Source organism: Thalassotalea euphylliae (genome assembly GCF_003390375.1).
Taxonomy (GTDB): domain Bacteria; phylum Pseudomonadota; class Gammaproteobacteria; order Enterobacterales; family Alteromonadaceae; genus Thalassotalea_F; species Thalassotalea_F euphylliae_A.
The window spans coordinates 3,109,812-3,131,617 of sequence record NZ_QUOT01000001.1; the positions used below are offsets into that span (position 1 = coordinate 3,109,812).

Genomic DNA, 21,806 nt, shown 5'->3' on the forward strand with positions numbered 1-21,806 from the left:
GAGGGCAATATGACAATAACTACAGAGATCGGCGCGCTGCGGAAAATGACGGCACAGCTTAGCGCTGACGGTCAAATTAGCTATCAACTACCCATCGGTGAGCAAAAAATTGAATTAAACCCATTGATTGGTAAAGAACTCACACTGATTTATCATCAAGAAATTCGCTGTTTCCACTGTGATCGCAAAACGAAAAAAAGTTACTCACAAGGCTTTTGTTATCCGTGTATGCAAAAGCTAGCGCAGTGCGATATGTGTATTATGAAGCCTGAGACCTGCCACTTTGAGCAAGGCACTTGCCGTGAGCCAGAGTGGGGTGAATCACATTGCATGATCCCGCATTATGTTTACCTTGCTAACACCTCTGGTTTAAAAGTTGGCATTACTCGCCATACACAAATTCCGACCCGCTGGATTGATCAAGGGGCGACGCAAGCGTTACCTATTTTTAAAGTGAGTACGCGTTTGCAATCAGGCCTAGTGGAAACCGCATTGGCGGAATTTATTGCGGATAAAACCAACTGGCGAGCAATGCTCAAAGGCAATGCCGACGACATGGATTTAAAAGAAAAAGCGGCTGAACTTATTCCTCAAATCAGTGAACGCTTAGATGATATTCGCTTGAAGTTCGGCGTTGATGCTGTTGAGCAACTTGATGAACCAGTTGTTGACCTTCATTTTCCGGTAGCGCAATACTTGACGAAAATTAGTTCGTTTAACTTTGACAAACAACCAATAGTTTCCGGTACCTTATTAGGCATTAAGGGCCAGTACCTGATTTTTGACTCTGGTGTGATCAATATTCGTAAATTTGGCTCGTACCACATCAGTGCGCAATATGCCGAATAGTCTAACCATCTAAGCACTATAGGTGGCTCTAATTAAAGTCGAGCATGATGGGAGTATTACCGCTCGGGCTACAATTAATTACGCTTTAATCGTTTATTTTTTGTTTAAAAATACTATACTTTCAACAAAATACCCGAGGATTCAAGCAAGTAGCTCAAGCGTTGGTATTTGCTTGAACAATAGGGATTTTTCGGCTCGCCTAGCTGGGTATCACTCACGATGACAAAGTTTGGGAATGCACTACATGAAAGCTGTCGAATACGCGGAAAAAGCGAATGAAATTTTTGTCTTATCTGACTCGTTTCTACGCATTAAAGAATTAATTGACGACGAAACATCAACAATTGACGATATTGCTGAAGTCATTTTAATTGACCCTGCACTTTCTGCGACCGTGCTCAAACTTGCCAACAGCTCTTTCTTTAACTATCCCGGTAAAATAGACACCATCTCTAAAGCCGTGCTTGTGCTTGGTATTACTGAAGTCTATAACTTGGTCATTGCTTATTTCACCACTGACGCGTTCAAAAAGATTGATGCAGATGCTAAGTATTTAGAAAATTACTGGGAGTGCTCGGTTGATTGCGCTTTATTGATTAAGTACTTAGGTGAATCACTCAGAGTGCCTAATGCCGAGCGTTTGTTTATTCTTGGTTTACTGCATAACCTTGGCGAGTTGGTGGTTAAACAATTTATGCCTGAGCAACTAGCAGCCTGCCAGCCTGATAGCGCTGAAAGTATGCCATGGCAACTGCAACAGCAATCCTTGGGCTTTACCTTTGGTGAGTGTACCGCAGAGTTGCTGAAAATTTGGCAGTTACCTTATTCGCTTATCGAGCCAGTGCGTGAGCAAGATAATGACGATTTAAGCCATGCTAGTGATGAAACCAAACTACTCTATCTAGCCAAGCGCTTGATGTGGCATAACAGCCATTTCCCCAAAGAGTCGCTTGATAAATTTATCGCTAAAGAGCAGTTAGAAGCGTTTACTGTGGATAAAGAGTTGGTTAGAGCAGCAGTAAACTACTGTGATTTAGAACGTCTTGCGGTACTGTCGGTACTTAAGCCTAGCTCGTTAATGATTTATTAGCCTTTCTATTCGTCGCTGTTATAGCTGTGCGGATAGTGCTACACAGTCTAGCTGTACGTTTAGCTAAAATGTAGCTATAAACTTAGCGGTTATGCTGATCGCCTTCCTGCGTCATACTCGACATTCTTGCCCCTACTAAGCTAGCGATAATAATCGCTAAGTAAAACTGCCCTGAAATTGCCTGAAAATACACTAGAAATCTGGTTAATGGTAACGTTGGGCTAATATCACCAAACCCTAAAGTCGTTAGGGTGACAAATGAAAAATAGATAAAATCAGGAAACAGAATATACCAAGCTTGGCTCTCGCCTAAACCACTAAAGGCATTGCCAAAATACAGTTGCGCCAAGGTGTACAGTAGCGCCCAGATCAACCCAAGCAAAAGGTATAAGCAAATAGAGCCGAGTATTTTATTGCCATCGATTTTTCCTGAAAAAATGACCTGCTTTAAGGTTTGAAAAGCAGTAAAAATAAAGAAAAACAGCATTAAGATCAGATGGGTAAACTCAATCCCAAACGCGTTGGTATAGTTGCCAATCATTGACGTGAGGATGATAGCACTGGGAAATATTGCCGCTTTTGTCAGTAATACATGCTCACTTTTAACACCCCAAACCGCCAGCAACAAGGTCACGACGGTTGTTGACTGCACAAACCGCTGAATTGAATCATCAAAAAACTGTTGGGCAATAGCCGTACTTAGCAGTAACAAGGTTAAAGCAAACGTAAGGTACATGAAATTGTCATGGTGCGTCATTTTTTTGATATGTGCTTTCATAAGTATGCTTGCGTCAGTATGAGTAGTAATCACTTGTTATAGATAAGTTCGCCTATACCAATTGGTATAGCTTCCACCAATTTATCAAACTCATTAGTGAATACCAATGTCGTTTACGTTCGAAAATGTACCAAAGTAGTGCTGCTCAATCTTTGTGCACGCTTTCAGGTCATTGTCTTGCTTGAGGTGCACCACTGTAGTGCATCAATAATTCGAGTTATCACTTTAAAATATATAACTCATTGTTTTATATGCAAATAAATTGTTTGGCACAAGGATTGTTACATTTTTACAAAAAACGATAGGGGAATAACAATAATGAAGTTAGTTAACGCAATCATTAAGCCGTTTAAGCTCGATGATGTTCGAGAAGCTATCTCGGAGATCGGTGTCGAAGGTTTAACCGTCAGTGAAGTTAAAGGTTTTGGTCGCCAAAAAGGACACACAGAACTATATCGTGGTGCCGAATACCAAGTCGACTTCTTACCAAAAGTAAAATTAGAAATTGCTGTAAACGATGATGTTGTTGAACGTCTTGTTGAAGCCATCACTAAAGCCGCTTACACCGGAAAAATTGGTGACGGTAAGATCTTCGTTTACAACTTAGAGCAAGCTGTGCGTATCCGTACAGGCGAAAATGACGTAGCAGCACTGTAGGGGATAATCATGGAACAAAATATTTTTCACCTTCAATATGCAATGGACACATTCTATTTCTTAGTGTGTGGTGCATTGGTTATGTGGATGGCAGCTGGTTTCTCAATGCTAGAAGCGGGCTTAGTTCGTTCGAAGAACACGACTGAAATCTTAACAAAGAACGTAGCCTTATATTCTATTTCTTGCATCATGTACTTAGTGATTGGTTACAACATTATGTACGGTTCAGCAGGTGCATTTTTATCAGGTATCGAAGCTATTGATGCCGATGCTGTACTAAAAGATTTTGCAGCGCGTGATGACGGTTTCACTGGCGGTGCTATTTACTCAACAGCATCTGACTTCTTCTTCCAAGTAGTATTCGTGGCAACAGCAATGTCAATTGTTTCAGGTGCGGTTGCAGAGCGTATGAAGCTTTGGGCTTTCCTAGCGTTTGCTGTTGTACTTACGGGTTTCATCTACCCAATGGAAGGTAGCTGGACTTGGGGTGGCAACGCAGTATTTGGCTTGTACACACTTGGTGACTTAGGTTTCTCTGATTTTGCGGGCTCAGGTATCGTTCACATGGCTGGTGCGGCAGCAGCACTTGCTGGTGTATTACTACTAGGTGCACGTAAAGGTAAATACACTGCTGACGGTAAAGTTAACGCAATTCCAGGTGCTAACTTACCACTTGCGACATTAGGTACTTTCATCTTATGGATGGGTTGGTTCGGCTTCAACGGCGGTTCAGTACTTAAATTAGGTGATATCGGTAACGCGCATTCAGTTGCTATGGTTTTCCTTAACACTAACGCAGCAGCAGCGGGTGGTGCAGTAGCAGCGTTAATTTTAGCGAAAATCTTATTCAAGAAAGCAGATTTGACCATGGCATTGAACGGTGCATTAGCAGGTCTAGTAGCAATTACTGCTGAGCCTTCTACGCCAACACCATTATTAGCAACCTTATTCGGTGCTGCTGGTGGTATCATCGTAGTATTCTCAATTATCGGTTTAGACAAGTTACGCATTGATGATCCAGTAGGTGCTATCTCAGTTCACGGTGTTGTTGGTTTATTCGGTCTACTAATCGTGCCATTAACTAACACAGGTGCTACTTTCTCTGGTCAGTTAATCGGTGCCGCGACTATCTTTGGTTGGGTATTCGTGACTAGCTTCATCGTATGGTTTGCGTTGAAAGTCACTATGGGTATCCGTGTAAGCGAAGAAGAAGAGTACGAAGGTGTTGATAAGTCTGATTGTGGCTTAGAAGCTTACCCAGAGTTTACTCGCAACTAATCAAGGTTTAATTAACCTAGCATCAAGAAGCAGCCTTAGGGCTGCTTTTTTTATGGCGTAAGCAGTGAATCAACACTAAACAATTTATTTCACTCATTTTTGTGTAGAATTAATCAATATGATTGAACGGAAGTAGAAAGCGGATTATGGCAAGAGAACAATTTGGCATTTGTGCTGAACCTAATTTACATGGCACTTATCTTATTTTTAATGCGATGGATGACAGCAATGCGTTTATTCGCCAAGCATTGTCACGTATTCCCGCCATGTTGGATCATTACGCGGATCGATTTTCAGAAGCAAACCTCAATGGTGTCGTTGCCATTGGTGCCAACTACTGGGATGAATTAGTGCCGCAAGGGCGGCCTAAGCTATTAGCACCATTTCCAACGCTGCAAGCGGATGATCGCATTGCGCCGGCAACCTCTGGCGATATTTATATTGAAATTCGCAGTGACCGCGCTGATGTTAATCACATTGTCAGCACCAAAGTGGTAGAGCTACTTGAAGATAAAGTTGAGCTAATCGAACAAACGCGTGCATTTCGTTACCTAGATGGTCGAGACCTAACTGGCTTTGTTGATGGCACCGAAAACCCACAAGGCTTGCACCGCCGTGAAGTCGCCTTGGTCAGAGAAGAAGCCGACCCAGATTTTGCAGGCGGCAGTTATCTGCATATTCAGCGTTATCGCCACAATATGAAACTGTGGAATATGCTCAAAGAAAAAGCGCAGGAAGATGTATTTGGTCGCACTAAGCTCGACAATGTCGAATATGCTTCAGCAGACAAACCACTGACGGCGCATACCAAGCGAACTAACTTAAAAGACGCTGACGGCAAGAGTATTGAAATACTGCGCCAAAGCATGCCTTACGGTGATATGAAGGTACAAGGCTTATTCTTTACGTCGTACTGCCATTCACCAGAGCCATTTACGTTGATGTTGAAAAGCATGATCCAAGGTGATGGCGAAGGGCACTTTGACCATATGCTTAAATACACGGAAGCACAGACCGGTGTTGCCTTTTTCGCCCCCAGCCTAAACGTGTTAGCCGGGTTAGCCGAGGCTTAACCTAAAAAACAATAAAGCAGCTAGATTAGCTGCCTTATTGTCTAATTCTGAAATGTTTTATTCTGAAGTTTCTTGGCGGCAATAATAGATATTACTTTAAGCGAATCCCATCAGCGCCAATGGTAATTTTGTTTTGCTTAAGTAAGTGACCCACGGTCGCTTTAAATGCTTTTTTACTGACGCCAAACTCACGGCTAATTTCAGCCGGTGATGATTTGTCATGTAAGCCACAATAACCATTATTATCTTGTAGATAAGCCAATAACTTATCGGTGAAATCGATCACCTTGCCTTTGCCAGCACGGGCTAGGGTTAAATCAATGCGGCCATCTTCACGCACGCGCTTAATATAACCTTGAACCGTTTGACCCGTATGCAGCTTTTGATGGATTTCACTAGCGAAAATTAACCCCCAGTGCTGGTTATTGATGATGGCTTTCGTGCCTAAATCAGTGCGGCCTGCGATAACAAGCTCAACCGCTTGACCTTCTTTGTAGTCAGCGGGCCAAATATCTAAGTACTTATCCAATTTAGATGAAGCCACTAATCGCTCGGTACGAGTATCAACAAATACGTGCACTAAGTAACGTTTACCCAGCTCCATTTTTTTGTGCATTAGATTGTGAGGTACCAATAAGTCTTTTGGTAATCCCCAGTCAAGAAAAGCACCGAGCTTGTTAACTTGCTTAACGTTGAGTGAGGCAAAGCCACCGGCTTCGACATAAGGTTTATGTGTGGTTGCGACAAGTCGGTCTAGAGAATCTGTGTAAACAAATACATCGAGTACATCGTCTAACTCACAGGTTTCTGGCACATAGCGATTAGGTAGCAAGATCTCGCCTAAGTCACCACCATCTAAATAAACGCCATTGGCGGTATGCGCGATAACCTTGAGTTGATTGAATTTGCCGATGTCAGCCACAGTTTTAGCCTCAAAAATGAAAAACGCGCTATTTTACCTAAGCTCGGGTGTAAATACGACTAAATACCACTAGCTATATAATGAGCAAGGATTTAGAGCGTGATGATCTTTGAGGGGCTGAGACTATTTAAAGTAAGCAGCCATTGCGACAAGCTGAGCATTTATATTCGCTCGCTGTGAGCCTGCTAACATTCGAACGACTCGTTATCTACTTTAATTTTGTCAGGAAAATACCTCTTAACAGGTCAATTTAAATTAGCTAACCCATTAGATAACATCACTTTTTTATTATGAGACCTTTTATTTCTATCATCTTCAGTGTTTTCCTATTTACACCATTGTTGAGTTGGGCACAAAACTTAAATGGCGTAGAAAAAGTCAATGGCGTAGAAAAAATTAATGGCGTCAGTTTTGTTGCCACAAACCAAACGCTTAACAGCAGCGATTTAAATCCGGTAAAAGATATTAATGCCAACTGGATCACAGTAATGCCATTTGGTTTCATTCGCCCCAATAGTGCCGAGGTGTTATATAACAGTAATTATCAATGGAAAGGAGAAACCGTAGCAGGTATAAAGCAGACTATCAGACTCGCGCACCAGCAACAGTTGAAAGTGATGTTAAAACCACATGTATGGATGCGGAATCAATGGATTGGTGATTTATCGTTTTCGACTGAAGAACAATGGCTAATTTTCGAAAATAGCTATACAAATTATATTCTTGAATTTGCCAAAGTTGCTGAAGAATTGAATGTTGGTATTTTTGCCATTGGCGTCGAATTAAAAAAGTCGGCGATATTACGCCCTGATTTTTGGCGTGAATTGTCCGATAAAGTTAGAACAGTATACTCAGGTAAAATAACTTACGCGGCTAACTGGGACAATTATAATAATGTCTCTTTTTGGGATAAGCTCGATTACATTGGTATTGATGCCTATTTTCCGGTAGCAACAGCAAAAACACCTAGCCATGACGCTTTTTATGCGGGTTGGTTTAGTCATTACAATGCCATTAAAAAATTCAGTTACTCTCAACAAAAGAAAGTTATTTTTACTGAATTTGGCTATCGAAATATTGACTACACAGGAAAAGAGCCCTGGAACCAAGCTATAAACTCAACGTTTAACAGTATTGCTCAGGTAAATGCGTATAGCGCCATTTTTAGCCGCTTTTGGGGGGAAAGCTGGTTCCTAGGAGGGTTCCTTTGGAAGTGGTTCCCACAACATGCTAAATCAGGTGGCATCAATAACAATCGCTTTACACCTCAAAACAAACCTGTTGAAAAAGCCATTAAAGCTTTTTATACATTGACTCCGCCCAAGTAGCGGTCTGAGCTGGCTAAACATATACGTATGCTAGAAAAAATAAACAACGGAAAGGTCGCCAAAAGATGTTTGAATATGGCGGCCTTCTTGTTTCCATGCGCGCAGCAATACTAAAAACTTTTCGTTTTGTGATGTCCATGAAAGACCTGCGCCATAAGCTCGTGCTTTTTCGTCCCCTGATTCTTTCAAATTGTCTACATCACTGAGGTTTTTAATCGTTCCTTTGCCAAATTTGTATTCGGCGAAAAAATGAATATTGTTAGGCGCTTGTACCGATAAAAATGGGCCGATATCGCCGCTGTAAGAAATGGAATCGAGCTCGGTTTTTGGGCGGTCATCGACATTGACAAAATCAGTATCGAAGATCAGAGAGTTGTTTGATTCAAGCGATAGTCGCTTAATAGACCAACCAGCATTAATACTTAGCGACCAGTCAAAATGCGAACTTAGCTTAGGACGATTAAGGAAGAAGTGCTCAAACGCAGACGTTTTACCACCAAAAGTGTAAAGATTGTGTTGGCCGAAAAGCTCTATTTTGGTTGACTTGGTTTGAGCAAAAAAGTCACTTTGTTGGCCTGGTCCTATAAGGTTCTCGACTCTAGTTTGTAAGCCTTCAAGTGTTTGGTAATTCAGTACGATTCGGGTGTTCTTGAGCTTTCTATACGAAATCAGGATATTCTGCGTATCGGTTTCGATATCGTCTTTTCTCGCGTCAACGGCATAGCCAATTTCAATATCGTTAATGTCGAGAAAAAAGCCTATGCGTTCGTTATTTGTTGGCGAGAGATGAAACAGTGCTTTTTGCTCTGCGCCTTCAGTCGAACGGTATATTAGGCTTTGGCTAGTATCAGGGCGAGAAAGTGTGGTTCTTAATGAAATGATGTCCCAATCTATCGCTAGACTGTGATGAGAGGTTATCGCTAGTGCAAGCCCGAAGTAACATGAAGTCCATTGTTTCGCCACGCTAAGACCACTGAGTAGATAAATGTTAACTTCAGTCTAACTTGAGAAAGTCGCTGAAAATGTCACAAATTTATAAAAAATTTACAACAAAATCAGTGAAGGTGGCTAATAGCTACAAAGCCAAACAAAGTTGGCAAGCTCAACCCTTAGCTGGAGTTCTAGTGCAAAGCCAATTTACCTTTCTCTTACTTGGCCTGAGCTTGCAGCTTGGCCTGCGTATACTCACTGTGGCGTAAATGCAGTAAATCAGCAATTTTTCGAATCACATGTTGTTCAATCGCAGCAAGTTCACCGTCAGCAAGCGCCAATTGCCACAAGGTTTCAACCATGGTGACTTTTTGCGAGGGGGAGTAATGTTGGTTTAACACCGAAGTGAAGCGGTGGAAGTCTGTTGCGTTCTCACTTAACTCTATGGCCTGGGTGACGATATCACTCACTTCATCGTCAGTTAGTGAGAAGTGCCCTGCAAGTATCTGCTTGATGTGTTGCTGCTCATTGTCATCCATTAAGCCATCTGCTTTCATGACTTCAACTAGCAATACGGCACAAGCGATATCTAGATTAAGTTTATCTTCTTCAACTGCTTGTTCTTGAAAAACATCATTAAAAAATTGCTGGATTTTATTAAGCATCATAGTACGACTCAAAACATGCCTGAATATGGCTAAACTATATCGAAATATTGGTCTCGCTATATTAGCGCGTCTACTAATCAAGACAAGCATGCCCCAGCTAGCCAAGAGTGTGCTGAAACAAGTTTATGTGACCAGCAAAGTGAATTCACAGTATTAAGGATTATTTGAGTTAGTGATTATGCCTAAATAACTAAGTTTTTAGTTAATTGTTGACTAGAATAGCTAATTGAATGACTTGCTATATTGTATTACTTACTTTGATTGAGTCCCCATTCCTAGCTTTGTTTTTAATTTATCTTGTTGTAATGCAAGCATAAAAAATTTTTTCCTGCCCTATTTGCAATGTTGATAAGCCTTGGCGCGTATTTTGTAATAACCGTTTACAACTTTAACCATGCTTATGACTAAAAGTTCGATAAAATTTACATTTAGTCATAAGAAGTTGCGTGCAAATTGAGGGCAAAGCAGTGACAAGGAAAAAACAAATAATCATACCAATCATCATCTTGGTCAGTGGCATTTTAATCTTTATGGCATTGTCGAGTATGAAGAAACCTCCAGAAGAAAAACCAGCCGTTGATAACACGCCAATCGTCGCTATCGAGCCTGTATCGGTTGGTTCAATGCACCTAAAAGTGGGATCACACGGTGTGGTTCTACCGAAATACGAAACCGAGCTTATCGCTCAAGTAAATGGTCAAATCGTTGAGTTATCGCCAGCGTTTGTCCGTGGTGGTTTTGTGGAAAAAGGCCAACTATTAGCACGCATTGACCCAAGCGATTACGAGGCTGCATTGATTGATGCTGAAGCTAATCTGGCTTCCTCTCATGCCTCGCTGGAAACTGAGCGCGCACAAGGTAAAGTTGCTGAAAGTGAGTGGCGCAAAATTACTGACACTTTGCCAACTGAGTTAAGTTTGCGTAAGCCACAGTTAGCACAAGAGCTGGCGCACGTTAAAGCGGCAGAAGCACGCGTGCTAAGAGCAAAGCGTGATTTAGAGCGTACCGAAATTCGAGCGCCGTATGATGCCATGATTGAAATGCGCTCAATTGGTTTAGGCTCTTACGTAGGCACAGGGAGCTCAGTCGGCAAATTGCTAGGCACAGCGGTAGCTGAGGTACGCTTACCTGTTGCCGACAATCAATTGCAATTTTTGATCGCAGAAGGCGACGCCGCTTCGGTGACGTTAAAAGGCACATTTGCTGGTAAAGAAACCCAGTGGCAAGCGCAAATCGCTCGTAATGAAGGTGTGGTGGATAATACGAGTCGCATGAGTTACTTAGTTGCTGAGGTGAAAGACCCTTACGCGCTGTCGTCAGGCGATCACAAGCCACTGCGCTTTGGTGCATATGTTAACGCTGATATTTACGGCATAACCTTGACCAATGCGACAACGGTGCCGCGCTATTTGGTCGAGAATAATCGAATTGCAATTTTAGATAGCGATTCAAAATTGCGTTACGTGAATGTTGATATTGTTCGCCAAGACGGTGCCCGTTTAGTGATTGGTGATGGGCTAACTGATGGCGACCGCATTATTGTTTCTGCGTTGGATTACCCTGTTGACGGCATGGCGTTAGCATTAGAAAGTGACAAGCCGAAAGACGATAGCCAAGAAAATCCTGAAGAAAGCACTAGTGAAACTCAGGTAGCTAGTGTAGCAACGGCAGGGGAATAAGCTGATGAGCAAGTATACCCCAGCCGAAATATCCGAAACACATAAAGGCTTAATTGCATGGTTCGCACGCAACTCAGTTGCAGCGAATTTATTGATGGCTTTTATCTTGATTGGTGGCCTGCTAACTGCTGGCACCATCAGCAAGCAGATGTTTCCTCAATTTAAAATTAATTGGATTGAATTCAATGCCTCATACCCAGGTGCTGCGCCTCAAGAAGTAGAAGAGGGCATTACCATTAAAATCGAAGAAGCCTTAGAAACTATTCAAGGCTTAGATCGCGTCATCACATACTCAAACCGCAATGGTTCTAGCGGTTATTTCCGCGTTGATGAAGATTACGACCCACAAGTGGTGCTAGATGAAGTGAAGTCACAAATTGACTCTATCTCTTCATTTCCTGACGGTATGGAGCGCCCTGTGGTTGAGCGTATTAAATACCGCCAAGAGGTTATGTACATTAGCTTGTACGGCGATTTAACCAATAAAGAATTGAAAGCCTTAGGTAAGAATATTCACGATGAAATTCAGCAGCAGCCGCTGATTAATATTTCTGAATTCTACAGTGGCCTTGGCTATGAGATTTCAATTGAAGTCAGTAAAGATCGTTTACGTGAATACGGGTTGAGTTTCCGCGATGTTGCCCAAGCGGTGCGCGATCACTCTCGTAATATGTCGGCTGGCCAAATTCGTGCAGAAAATGGCTATATCAACCTGCGCGTTGAAAATCAGGCATACCGTGGTCATCAATTCGAGCAAATTCCCGTTATTACCTTAGGCGATGGTACTAAAATTCTGTTGGGTGATATCGCAACCATTAACGATGGTTTCCAAGAGGGTTTGCAATATTCTAAGTTTAATGGGAAAAACTCGGTAACTTTCTTTGTGGGTGCCGCGGGTGAGCAAAGTATTACTAATGTAGCCAAAGTCATGAGTGACTTTGTGGAACGTAAACAAAAAGAACTACCTGAAGGCGTTAAATTAGAAACTTGGGTAGATTTTACTTACTACCTTGAAGGCCGCTTAGACATGATGCTAGACAACATGAAAAGCGGTGCAATTCTTGTTTTCCTGATGCTGGCACTGTTCTTACGCATCCGCTTAGCGTTTTGGGTGATGATGGGTTTACCTGTGTGTTTCTTGGGAACACTACTGGTCATGCCGCTCGAATTTATTAACGTGACGATAAACATCACGAGTTTATTCGCCTTTATCTTAGTGCTGGGTATTGTCGTTGATGATGCTATTGTGATGGGCGAGAGTGCTCATGCAGAAATTGAAGACAAAGGTCACTCACCAGAGAGCGTAATTCGCGGTGTTAAACGCGTTGCCATGCCTGCAACTTTTGGCGTGTTGACCACGATTGCTGCCTTTGTTCCGCTGGTATTAGGTGATGGCCCAGGTTCGGCTTGGAGTCAGTCTATCGGTTATGTCGTTATCTTTTGTTTATTATTCTCTTTGGTGGAATCTAAGCTGATACTGCCTGCCCATTTAATTAGCATGAAAGTTAAGCCGCCTAACCCTCGCAACCCGCTTCATCGATTACGTGGCGCGGTTGATAACGGCATGAAGCACACCATTGAGCATTTCTATCGCCCTGCGATTACGACCCTAATGAAGTATCGCTACGGTGTAATCATGTTCTTTATCAGCATCTTACTGGTCAGTGCTGGCTTATACAGTGGTGGTGTGGTGCGCTTTGTTGGTCAACCTAAGGTGCCACATGATTTCCCACGTATCAGCATTGAAATGAATACTGATGCGGCAGAAAAAGCGACCTTAAATACCGTACTGACGGTTGAGAATATCTTGAAAAAAGTTGATCAAGATATTGAAGCAGAATTTGGTAAACCTATGATTGCCAATATGCAGGTTGATTTGCGCAGCCGCACACGTGCACAAATTATGGTGAAATTAGTCGAACCAGAACAACGCGCGATGAACACGTTTGAGTTGGCCGATCGTTGGCGCGAAGCTATCCCTAACTTACCGGGTGTAAAGCAGTTCTCGATTGATGATAACTTGTTTGGCGGTGGTCGTGAGGATGGCGACATCAGCTTCAGACTAGAAAGCCAAGACGACGATCAACTGCTTGCTGCGGCACAAGATTTAAAAGCTAAGTTAAATAGCCTTAAAGGGGTCGGTGATGTGAACGACAGTCGCCAAACCAGCGCCAAGGAAGTGCAGTTCACCCTAAAACCGCTAGCTTACAGCTTAGGCTTAACCTTGTCAGATATTGCTTCTCAAGTTGGCTATAGTTTCTATGGCTTAGAAGCCCAACGCATTTTACGAGACAGTGAAGAAATCAAGGTTATGGTACGTTATCCATTGGAAGAGCGAAATGCTGTCGGGCATGTTGACGACGTAATGATTCAAGCGCCAAATGGGGCAGAACTGCCGCTGTCGGAGCTGGCATCAATTTCTGTTGTTGATGGTGTTACAAGTATTCGTCGTGAAAACAGCAATCGTACGATTAATGTTTGGGCCAGTGTGGACGCTGCGCAGGTAGAACCATTTGAGGTGGCGAAAGATATTCGCGATAACTACATTCCAGAGTTATTACGCAAATACCCGCAAGTACAAAGCCAAGTGTCTGGGCGTATCCAAGAAGAAATGGAAAGTGCGAATAAACAGTTACGCGACTTTATTCTATCGCTAATGGTGATTTTCACCTTACTGGCAGTGCCGCTAAAAAGTTACTCGCAACCATTAATGATTATGACGGTGATTCCGTTTGGCATTGTTGGGGCAATGGCTGGGCATATGATCTTAGGTATGGATCTGAATGTGCTATCGATGTTCGGTATTATCGCAGCCGCGGGCGTGGTAATTAATGATTCATTGGTAATGGTTGATTATGTTAACAATTCTCGTCGTCAAGGAATGGCGCTTAAAGATGCCGTGATTCATTCTGGCTGCCGCCGTTTCCGAGCGATTGTGTTAACGTCATTTACCACCTTTATTGGCTTAGTTCCTATCATGCTAGAAACGAGTATGCAGGCGCAAATGGTTATTCCAATGGCGGTTTCATTAGCATTCGGCGTATTGTTTGCCACTGTTGTTACCTTGGTAATGATACCGGCGCTGTATTTAGTGATTGAAGATATTCGTGGCTTGTTTAAGCGTAACAAGAGCGCGAAATCAGATGTTGAGAAAAGCGCTCAGGCTTTGGCAGCCAAACCATTGGAGTCAAATTAAAATAAGCATCAAATAAGCTGCTGATAAAAGGGAGGATCTTAGATCCTCCCTTTTTGCTTTGTGCTTGGCTTTAGTGTAAAAAAGTGAAAGACCCTAAATAGTTAAAAACCCTAAATAGTCAAAAACAACATACCAGCAAGGCAAATAACGATATTGGACAATGGAACAACCAAGGTTTGCACATTCATTAGCACTGCATGACTTTGAATTACTGATTCAAGGCAAGCAAAGTGGTTTTATGGCTGCATACCAACACTACGCTGATGATGTCTACTCAATATGCCTGCACCTTGTTTGTGATGAAGAAATCGCTGCTGAATTGCTGCGCCTGGTCTTTGCTCACTTTCTCAAACAACTTCGTTACATTAAGCTGCCACAAGACGTTGGCCCTTGGTTAGAAGATTGTTCAGTTAAAGCATGTCGCCATTATTTTGTACTAGCTGAACAGGCACGGCAACATCGTAACGCACGCTCAAACCATAATACTCGTGATACTCACCAAGGAAATTTTCGTTCAGAAAGTGCCGAAGAGCATTCGGTAAACAATCGCTTACTCGAGGAAATAAGCCCTACACAACGTGCTATGGTTTATTCGCACAGTGCCCAGAACATAAAGCAAAAAAGCGTTATCAAAAAGATTAACCTCAGCTTAGAAAATGAAGCCAAAAACCAATTCTTGTTCGATTTGATCTCGCTTCAAGGTATCCGTAATTGGTTTAGTAAGGTTTGCAAATGACGCGCTTTAGTGACCAATTAGAATGGCGTATTGAAAGCGCTGAGAATATGTTGGAGAACAGCAAGGCACCGCTATTGGCTGAAGACATTTGGCGCATTCACCAACTTAAACAATTGTCGCAAACGGTCGGTTTGGCTGTGTTAGCGGCATTCATTGCGCTTAGTCTATGGTGGTATCATTGGGGGCAAACGCCGATGGCAATGCCGGACTATATTACCCAAAGCCATCAGTATGAACAGCAGCTAGCGCAATATGCCGATGTTGAATTATCAGAACGTCATAGCGCGATAATGGCTAACTGGCACCATGAATTGTCGGTAATAGACCAAACACTAGAACGCGGTAAAGGTAATTTATACAACGTCGAGCTTTGGCAACGACGCACTAGTTTATTGAAGTTGATGGTTGAGTTTTATACTCGACCACATGATTTGTATGAGATTTGAGGAAGCCCAATGAAGTATTTGGCTACTGTATTATTGTTGGTTGCGGCCAACTCGTATGCGAATGAATTGAAGTCGGCTCAAGCACAGCAGATCGCTGATCAGCTAGTGAGAACGATTAACCAGAAACTTGCTGAAATCACTGCCTTGGAAGTCGCTGAAGGTGTTCCAATTAAGGATATCAAAGTGAACTTGAGCCAAGGTATGCGTTTTGATAGCGGTCGTTTTGGTGCCATTCTAGATGCTAGTCAGCCTGGGCGTGTCGTCTCAGTAACACCGCGCAGCCAAGCGAGTCAATTGGGGATCCAGAGCGGCGATATTATTGTTTCAATCAATGATATGCCATTTGATGACGGCGTTGTTGGTGCAGCGCGCAAGTTACAGTATTTGCCCAATGGTTCTTTGGTCAAGGTGGAGGTTAAGCGCGGCGATAAAATGCTAAGCTTGCAAACACACCTTAAAGCTAAGTATTTGCCGCAGTGGCAACTCATGAGTGCGGAGTCGCTTGGCAGTGGAGCAAATAAAAATAGTAGCCATCTACCGTACTGGCAATTAGAGGAAAATGCCCCGATTTTTGCCAGCCGGCTAGAACAGCATAGTGACATTACGGCAAGCCAAGGAAACTGTGGGCGCATTATCCTAGTGAACAGTTTGTCGATATCACCATCAAAATATAGTGGTTTGAAAAATACCTCAGAGATTAAAGAAATCGATGGTCATCCGTGGATGAAAGATAGCTCTCGCGTGCGGGTTGATGTTGGCTTACATCGATTAAAAGTGGGGAATAAGTACGATACACCAAGAGATTTTAGAGACTTCAGTCTTTATGTTGCCCCCAATACTAACTATTACATTGCTTATACACACAACAAAGCTTGGGTCGATGATTGGGGTACAGACTTAGCGCTGGGTAAATATACCGGGCCGGTTATTTGGAAAACTACCGAGCAAGCTTGTGAAAAATAAGCACGTATTAAATACAAAAACCAGCAAGTAATGCTGGTTTTTAGTTTTACTGCTCGCTTAAAAGCGTATATCAATATATGTGAGCCATACTTGGCTTACTTAACACCTAACTCTTTTAAACGCTCATCTAAGTATGTGCGTTGGGTGTGGCGTTCAGACAACACAACTTCGTCACGCGGGTGTAAGAACAATGGCAATGAAATACGTGAGTTTTCAGAGCCTTTACCTGTTGGGTTGATCACTCGGTGACTTGTTGATGGGAAGTAGCCACCCGTTACTTCTTGCAGCATATCACCAATGTTGATAATTAAGTTACCGAAGTCGCAAGGAACGTCTGACCAAGTACCGTCATTTAACTTAACTTGTAACCCTGGCTCGTTAGCAGCAGGTAAAATCGTTAGCAAGTTAATGTCTTCGTGCGCCGCCGCTCGGATTGCGCCTGGCTCTTCATCGCCTTTTAATGGTGGGTAATGCAATACACGTAGCAATGTGTTCGGTGTATCTTTGATCATATTTGATAGTGGCTCAGAGTACTTAGCTGCAACTTCAGCCGGACTGTGCGTTTCAACCCAATCAAGCAGTTCAGTTGCTAAGTTCGATGCAAGCTCGTAGTACGCCATAATCTCATCTTTAAGCGACGCAGGAATGCGGCCCCAAGGGTACACGTGATAGTACTCTTTGATGTCTTTTTTGGTGTGGCCTTTGGCAACTTCAGAAATTTCTGGCGCAAAGTAACCGTCTTGCTTTTCTGGATCGAAAGCATACTGTTGCTTTTCGTCACTGGTGAAAAACTCGTACCAATTTTTGTAAATAGACTCAACAACTTCTTGTTTGATCGGGTGATTAACGAGTACACCGAAACCTGTTTCTCGTAAACTTTTTACAAATTGTTCAGGTGCATCAGGTGATTGATAATCCACAACTTGTACTTGCATCGCTTTCTCCTGCTAAGGCATTATGTGATAACTATAGTTGATTTTGATTATATCATTACTTAACCATATGGTCAGCTTTTTTGTTTGTACTATGACTTATAAACTAGGCTGGTTATAATAAATGCTTGTTGTAACTGGGGATAAATTCAACAAATGACAAGAAATTTACTACTATCAGCAGGTGTTTTAACGCTGCTATCAGGCTGTGCAGCCAATGAAAATGCCTGTGAAGATGTCACCTTAGCTGCTGAACAAGTGCAGCAATGCCAAGTATTACAGCGTCAAATTACACAAGCTAAAGATCGACCTATTCTGCGTACTGAATTAGAGCGCCGCTATGAACAAGACTGCGTGCAAGTGCGTTATTACCGCGACGATAAACAACCAGCGATCTGCGGTAATAAAGACAAGTTAGAGCAAGCGAAAGAAGTACTTGAAAAAGAAAATAAGTAGCTGTTAAAACTCTTAGGTAAGGTGGTAGGTGTAAATTCATGAATAATTCATCCGATGATAAGTTGTCTAATACTGATGAATCGCTTCAGAACGATGAGCTAGAGTTATATAAAGTCGCCTACCAAAATCTACAGCAACGCCACACGGCGTTATTTAAACTCAATCAACTTTCTCAAGACTGTAAAGAACTGAGTACCTTTTACGCCCAAGTCCATCGGGTGATAAAAGCGATCATGACGGCTGAAAACTTCTATATCGTCATGTATGACCAAACGTTATCTACTTTAGAGTTTGTTTATCATGTAGATGAAGAAGATGAGGTGCCTGAAGATCCGGTACCTTATGAAAGCTTTAGAGGTTCATTAACCAGCCACGTGATTGAGTCAAAAGAGCCGCTTTTGGCAACGCCTAATATGATCAAACAAATGGCAAACGATGGCGTGCTTAATCATATCGGTACTGCGGGTATGGACTGGCTTGGCGTGCCTTTGCTGCAAGATGGCTACGTTATCGGTGTAATGGCAATTCAAAGCTATACCGAAAATACCCGCTACACGGAAGAAGACAAGGCTCTATTAACCTATACCGCACAGCATGTGGTGTCGGCGTTGGTGCGGTTGCAAGATCATGAACAATTGCAGAAAGCAGTATCGTCTCGAACTCGCGAGTTAATGGAGCAAATTCGCGAACGTGAAAAAGCAGAATTATTGCAAGAGTCTTTGTACAGGATTTCAGAGCTAACCAACAGAGTTGGTTTAGATATCAACGACTTTTACGGGCAAGTTCACAATATTATTGGCCAGCTAATAAACGCCGAAAACTTCTTTATAGCCAAGTACGATAGAGAAAGCGATACCATAGATTTCGTTTATTACCTCGATCAAAACTCGCGTAATACCGCCAGCGATTTCTTACCGCAGAAGTCAGCTGATCTCTATACCGCATTGGTGGTTAGGCGCAAGCAAACATGTTTGCTGTCTTACGATGAAATGTATGAGCTTTATCGCCAAGGCGAGACGAAGAAACCGCAAAAAGAAACGAACTCTTGGTTAGGTGTCCCCTTGATCGCCGATGATGATGTTATTGGCGTACTAGTACTACAAAGCTATCAAAAGCACATCACTTACAATCAGCAGGATGCTGAATTACTTAACTTTGTTTCTCATCATGTCAGTATGGCAATTAAGCGTCGCGAAACTCTCGACTATGAGCGTCGTACACATGAGATGCTCGAAAAGCAGGTAAAAATGCGCACTGAGGCGTTAGAAGAAGAAATTCGCCAACGTAAACAGGTGGAGCAGATGTTAAAGCACAACGCTTCGCATGATGATTTAACCGGGTTGCCAAATCGTGTGGTGTTTTTAGATCTACTCGATCATGCGATTAATAACATGAAGCGTCGTCCAGAGATGGAATTTGCGGTGCTATTTCTCGATTTAGATCGCTTTAAAATGGTTAACGACAGCTTAGGCCACCATGCGGGAGACTTGCTGTTAAAGGTGGTTGCGAAAGAGTTAAAAAGTATTATTCGTGCCAATGATACCGTCGCCCGTTTAGGTGGTGATGAATTCGTGGTTTTGATAGAAGACATTGACGACAAAAGCGAAGTGTATGAAATTGCTCAGCGCATTACCTTTACGCTAGCGCAGCCGTTTAACATCGATAACCAGCCGGTATTTATTGGGACCAGCATTGGTATTTTATTCAGCGATGATCGCTATGAATCAGCAGAAACTATGTTGCGCGATGCTGATACTGCGATGTATCACGCTAAAGACAGTGGTAAAGGGCGTTTTGAAGAATTTGATGCCAGTATGCACCAGAAGATTCAAGAAGAGTTATCGCTTGAAGCTGATATTCGCCAAGCCATAGAGCAAGACGAGTTTACACCGTATTTCCAGCCAATTTATCAATTGGATTCAGCAAAGGTGATAGGTTTTGAGGCCCTTGCGCGCTGGCAAAGCAGCAAGCGCGGCATGGTGATGCCCAACCAATTTATTCCGGTGGCGGAAGAAACAGGATTAGTAGTTGATATCGATTTACAAATCATGCGCAAAGCATGCGACCAGCTTAAGCAGTGGCAAGCGCAGGGCTTGTGTGAGCAACAATACGTAAGCTGTAACTTATTTGGTAATCATTTTTATAATCCGACATTACCTGATGACATTAGCCATATTCTCAACTCTGCTGGGTTAGAGCCGGCTCACTTGAGAATTGAGTTAACCGAGCGCGTGCTATTAGAAGAAAATGAAGTTGTGCTCGCCAACATGAAAGCGCTAAAACAATTAGGCATCAAGCTTTTGCTGGATGATTTCGGTACGGGTTACTCTAGCTTGAGCTACGTGCACCGTTTCCCTCTCGATGTGGTGAAAATTGATCGCTCATTTATTACCGATGCCCACTTAAAAACCAGTAACCGAGCGATCATCAAAACCATTATCGACTTGGCGGCTAATTTACAATTGGCAACCATTAGCGAAGGCATCGAGTGTCAGGAAGAAGCAGACATCTTAACCCAGATGGGGTGCTTGTATGGGCAAGGCTATTATTTTGCTAAGCCAATGGCAGGTGAAAAGGCCACCGCATTATTAACGGCTAGCAAATAGCCCAGTTAATACTTAGCACTATTTTGCCTTTCAATGCGTTGATTCAATTAGTATTACGCTAACCTGTTATGCGATTACGCTATTAATAGCTATCATGTTTAGGTATATTGTTGGTTCACTAGTTAACTTATTTTCTCGGATTAATGACACTACTTTTAATCTACCTTACTGTCGCCATTGGCGTATCTTTTCTTTGTTCCATTTTAGAAGCAGTTTTATTATCGGTTACGCCGAGCTATGTCGCGCAGGTGCTAAAAAACAAACCGCGTGGCGGTAAAGTGCTGGAAAATGTGAAAACTAACCTAGATCAATCGATTTCTAGTATCTTAATTTTAAACACCTTTGCCCATACCATGGGCGCTGCCGGCGTTGGTGCGCAGGCTATTCAAGTGTTTGGTGAGTCGAAAGAAACGTTAGTCGCCTTCCTACTAACACTCGCTATTCTGTATTTTTCTGAGATTATCCCAAAAACTTTAGGTGCCACGTTTTGGCGTAATTTAGCTGTGCCTTCGGCGTATATCATTGGCTTTTTAGTGAAATTAGTGTATCCGCTAGTATGGGTTTCTTCGTTCCTAACGCGTTTATTTAGCAAGGGCAAAAACGAAGTGATCAGCCGAGAAGAAGTGCTAGCACTAGCGGCATTGAGTCATAAAGATGGGGCGATTGTTGGTCAGGAAAATCAGCTAGTTGAAAACATCTTGCAGCTTCGCGATGCGAAAACGGAAGATATTCTAACGCCTCGTAGTGTCGTTCACGCTTTACCGGAAGATATCACTGTAAGTGAAGCATTAAGTGCAGACAAAACCGCAAACTTTACTCGAATTCCTGTATATCAAGGGTCAATCGACAATATTACTGGGGTACTGCTAAAAGCTCATTTATACGAAAGTGAGCGCCAAGGCAAAGGCGATATTCCCGTCAAGGAAGTTGCCTCACCACTTTATCGTATTTCAGAAAGTTTCCCTGTACTGAATTTGTTAGACGTATTTATTAAGCGCCACGAACATATCTTTTTAGTGGAAGACCACTTTGGTCAAACCGCTGGAATTGTAACATTGGAAGACTGTATTGAAACTTTCTTAGGTCGTGAAATCGTTGACGAAAGTGATCAGGTGGAAGATATGCAAAAACTTGCGAAGGCGAATTATCGCCACCGTTTAAAAGCTAAATTTTCTACTAAGTCAGAAAAGTCTTAACCACCGCTAACTGGTTAATTGAT

19 protein-coding genes are annotated in these 21,806 nt (G+C 42.5%); 14 read left to right on the forward strand and 5 right to left on the reverse strand.

Translation table 11 applies throughout. The features are described 5' to 3' along the window. Nucleotides 1-9 precede the first annotated feature (9 nt). Together DXX94_RS13740 and DXX94_RS13745 are read left to right on the forward strand one after the other, a co-directional pair. Complete coding sequence (locus tag DXX94_RS13740) at nt 10-849, forward strand: DUF2797 domain-containing protein (protein WP_116016728.1); 840 nt, start codon at nt 10-12, stop codon at nt 847-849. A 244-nt stretch (nt 850-1,093) separates the two neighbouring features. Continuing rightward, nucleotides 1,094-1,939, forward strand: coding sequence for an HDOD domain-containing protein (locus DXX94_RS13745; protein WP_116016730.1), 846 nt, complete (start codon nt 1,094-1,096; stop codon nt 1,937-1,939). Nucleotides 1,940-2,021: 82 nt separating this feature from the next. Here the strand turns inward: DXX94_RS13745 and DXX94_RS13750 are convergent, their stop codons facing one another. Beyond that, entirely contained in the window at nt 2,022-2,717 is a 696-nt protein-coding gene (locus DXX94_RS13750; protein ID WP_245961511.1) for a potassium channel family protein, read from the reverse strand. A gap of 318 nt (nt 2,718-3,035) precedes the next feature. Here DXX94_RS13750 and glnK point away from each other — a divergent pair, with 318 nt between their 5' ends. The 3 genes from glnK (at nt 3,036) to DXX94_RS13765 (ending at nt 5,725) form a co-directional block, all read left to right on the forward strand. After that, nucleotides 3,036-3,374 (forward strand): P-II family nitrogen regulator, encoded by a 339-nt coding sequence (glnK, locus tag DXX94_RS13755; RefSeq protein ID WP_116001763.1) that lies wholly within the window; start codon nt 3,036-3,038, stop codon nt 3,372-3,374. A gap of 9 nt (nt 3,375-3,383) precedes the next feature. Then, nucleotides 3,384-4,652, forward strand: a complete 1,269-nt coding sequence (locus tag DXX94_RS13760) for an ammonium transporter (RefSeq protein WP_116001761.1) — start codon at nt 3,384-3,386, stop codon at nt 4,650-4,652. Between the two features lie 146 nt (nt 4,653-4,798). Next, a complete protein-coding gene (locus DXX94_RS13765) occupies nt 4,799-5,725 on the forward strand; it encodes a Dyp-type peroxidase (RefSeq protein ID WP_116016732.1) in 927 nt (308 codons plus the stop codon). A gap of 91 nt (nt 5,726-5,816) precedes the next feature. On the opposite strand, the gene DXX94_RS13770 is transcribed toward DXX94_RS13765, so the two are convergent. Then, a complete protein-coding gene (locus DXX94_RS13770) occupies nt 5,817-6,647 on the reverse strand; it encodes a CvfB family protein (protein WP_116016734.1) in 831 nt (276 codons plus the stop codon). 290 nt (nt 6,648-6,937) lie between these two features. On the opposite strand from DXX94_RS13770, the gene DXX94_RS13775 reads away from it, so the two are divergent. After that, on the forward strand, nt 6,938-7,975 hold the full coding sequence (locus DXX94_RS13775) for a glycoside hydrolase family 113 (protein ID WP_116016736.1): 1,038 nt from the start codon (nt 6,938-6,940) through the stop codon (nt 7,973-7,975). A 30-nt stretch (nt 7,976-8,005) separates the two neighbouring features. Here the strand turns inward: DXX94_RS13775 and DXX94_RS13780 are convergent, their stop codons facing one another. Together DXX94_RS13780 and DXX94_RS13785 are read right to left on the reverse strand one after the other, a co-directional pair. After that, nucleotides 8,006-8,938 (reverse strand): hypothetical protein, encoded by a 933-nt coding sequence (locus DXX94_RS13780; protein WP_258872173.1) that lies wholly within the window; start codon nt 8,936-8,938, stop codon nt 8,006-8,008. Nucleotides 8,939-9,123: 185 nt separating this feature from the next. Further along, nucleotides 9,124-9,573, reverse strand: a complete 450-nt coding sequence (locus DXX94_RS13785; protein ID WP_181901562.1) for a TerB family tellurite resistance protein — start codon at nt 9,571-9,573, stop codon at nt 9,124-9,126. A gap of 467 nt (nt 9,574-10,040) precedes the next feature. On the opposite strand from DXX94_RS13785, the gene DXX94_RS13790 reads away from it, so the two are divergent. The 5 genes from DXX94_RS13790 (at nt 10,041) to DXX94_RS13810 (ending at nt 16,593) form a co-directional block, all read left to right on the forward strand. Further along, nucleotides 10,041-11,252, forward strand: coding sequence for an efflux RND transporter periplasmic adaptor subunit (locus DXX94_RS13790; RefSeq protein WP_116018537.1), 1,212 nt, complete (start codon nt 10,041-10,043; stop codon nt 11,250-11,252). Between the two features lie 4 nt (nt 11,253-11,256). Further along, nucleotides 11,257-14,448: an efflux RND transporter permease subunit gene (locus DXX94_RS13795; protein WP_116016740.1), complete on the forward strand. Its 3,192-nt coding sequence runs from the start codon at nt 11,257-11,259 to the stop codon at nt 14,446-14,448. Between the two features lie 160 nt (nt 14,449-14,608). Further along, nucleotides 14,609-15,184, forward strand: a complete 576-nt coding sequence (locus tag DXX94_RS13800; RefSeq protein WP_116016742.1) for a hypothetical protein — start codon at nt 14,609-14,611, stop codon at nt 15,182-15,184. Continuing rightward, a complete protein-coding gene (locus DXX94_RS13805) occupies nt 15,181-15,630 on the forward strand; it encodes a hypothetical protein (protein ID WP_116016744.1) in 450 nt (149 codons plus the stop codon). The genes DXX94_RS13800 and DXX94_RS13805 overlap by 4 nt, the downstream gene beginning before the upstream one ends. A 9-nt stretch (nt 15,631-15,639) precedes the next feature. After that, a complete protein-coding gene (locus DXX94_RS13810) occupies nt 15,640-16,593 on the forward strand; it encodes a PDZ domain-containing protein (RefSeq protein WP_116016746.1) in 954 nt (317 codons plus the stop codon). A 95-nt stretch (nt 16,594-16,688) separates the two neighbouring features. Here the strand turns inward: DXX94_RS13810 and DXX94_RS13815 are convergent, their stop codons facing one another. Further along, complete coding sequence (locus DXX94_RS13815) at nt 16,689-17,528, reverse strand: 2OG-Fe(II) oxygenase family protein (protein ID WP_116016748.1); 840 nt, start codon at nt 17,526-17,528, stop codon at nt 16,689-16,691. Between the two features lie 153 nt (nt 17,529-17,681). Between DXX94_RS13815 and DXX94_RS13820 the strand changes: the two genes are divergently transcribed. The 3 genes from DXX94_RS13820 to DXX94_RS13830 all read left to right on the forward strand — a co-directional run bounded on the left by DXX94_RS13820 (nt 17,682) and on the right by DXX94_RS13830 (nt 21,783). After that, nucleotides 17,682-17,981 carry a hypothetical protein gene (locus DXX94_RS13820; RefSeq protein WP_116016750.1) on the forward strand — a complete coding sequence of 100 codons (300 nt, stop codon included), beginning with the start codon at nt 17,682-17,684 and terminating at the stop codon, nt 17,979-17,981. Nucleotides 17,982-18,019: 38 nt separating this feature from the next. After that, nucleotides 18,020-20,587 (forward strand): sensor domain-containing diguanylate cyclase, encoded by a 2,568-nt coding sequence (locus tag DXX94_RS13825; protein WP_116016752.1) that lies wholly within the window; start codon nt 18,020-18,022, stop codon nt 20,585-20,587. A 143-nt stretch (nt 20,588-20,730) separates the two neighbouring features. Beyond that, nucleotides 20,731-21,783 carry a CNNM domain-containing protein gene (locus DXX94_RS13830; protein WP_116016754.1) on the forward strand — a complete coding sequence of 351 codons (1,053 nt, stop codon included), beginning with the start codon at nt 20,731-20,733 and terminating at the stop codon, nt 21,781-21,783. The last annotated feature ends 23 nt before the right edge of the window (nt 21,784-21,806 follow it).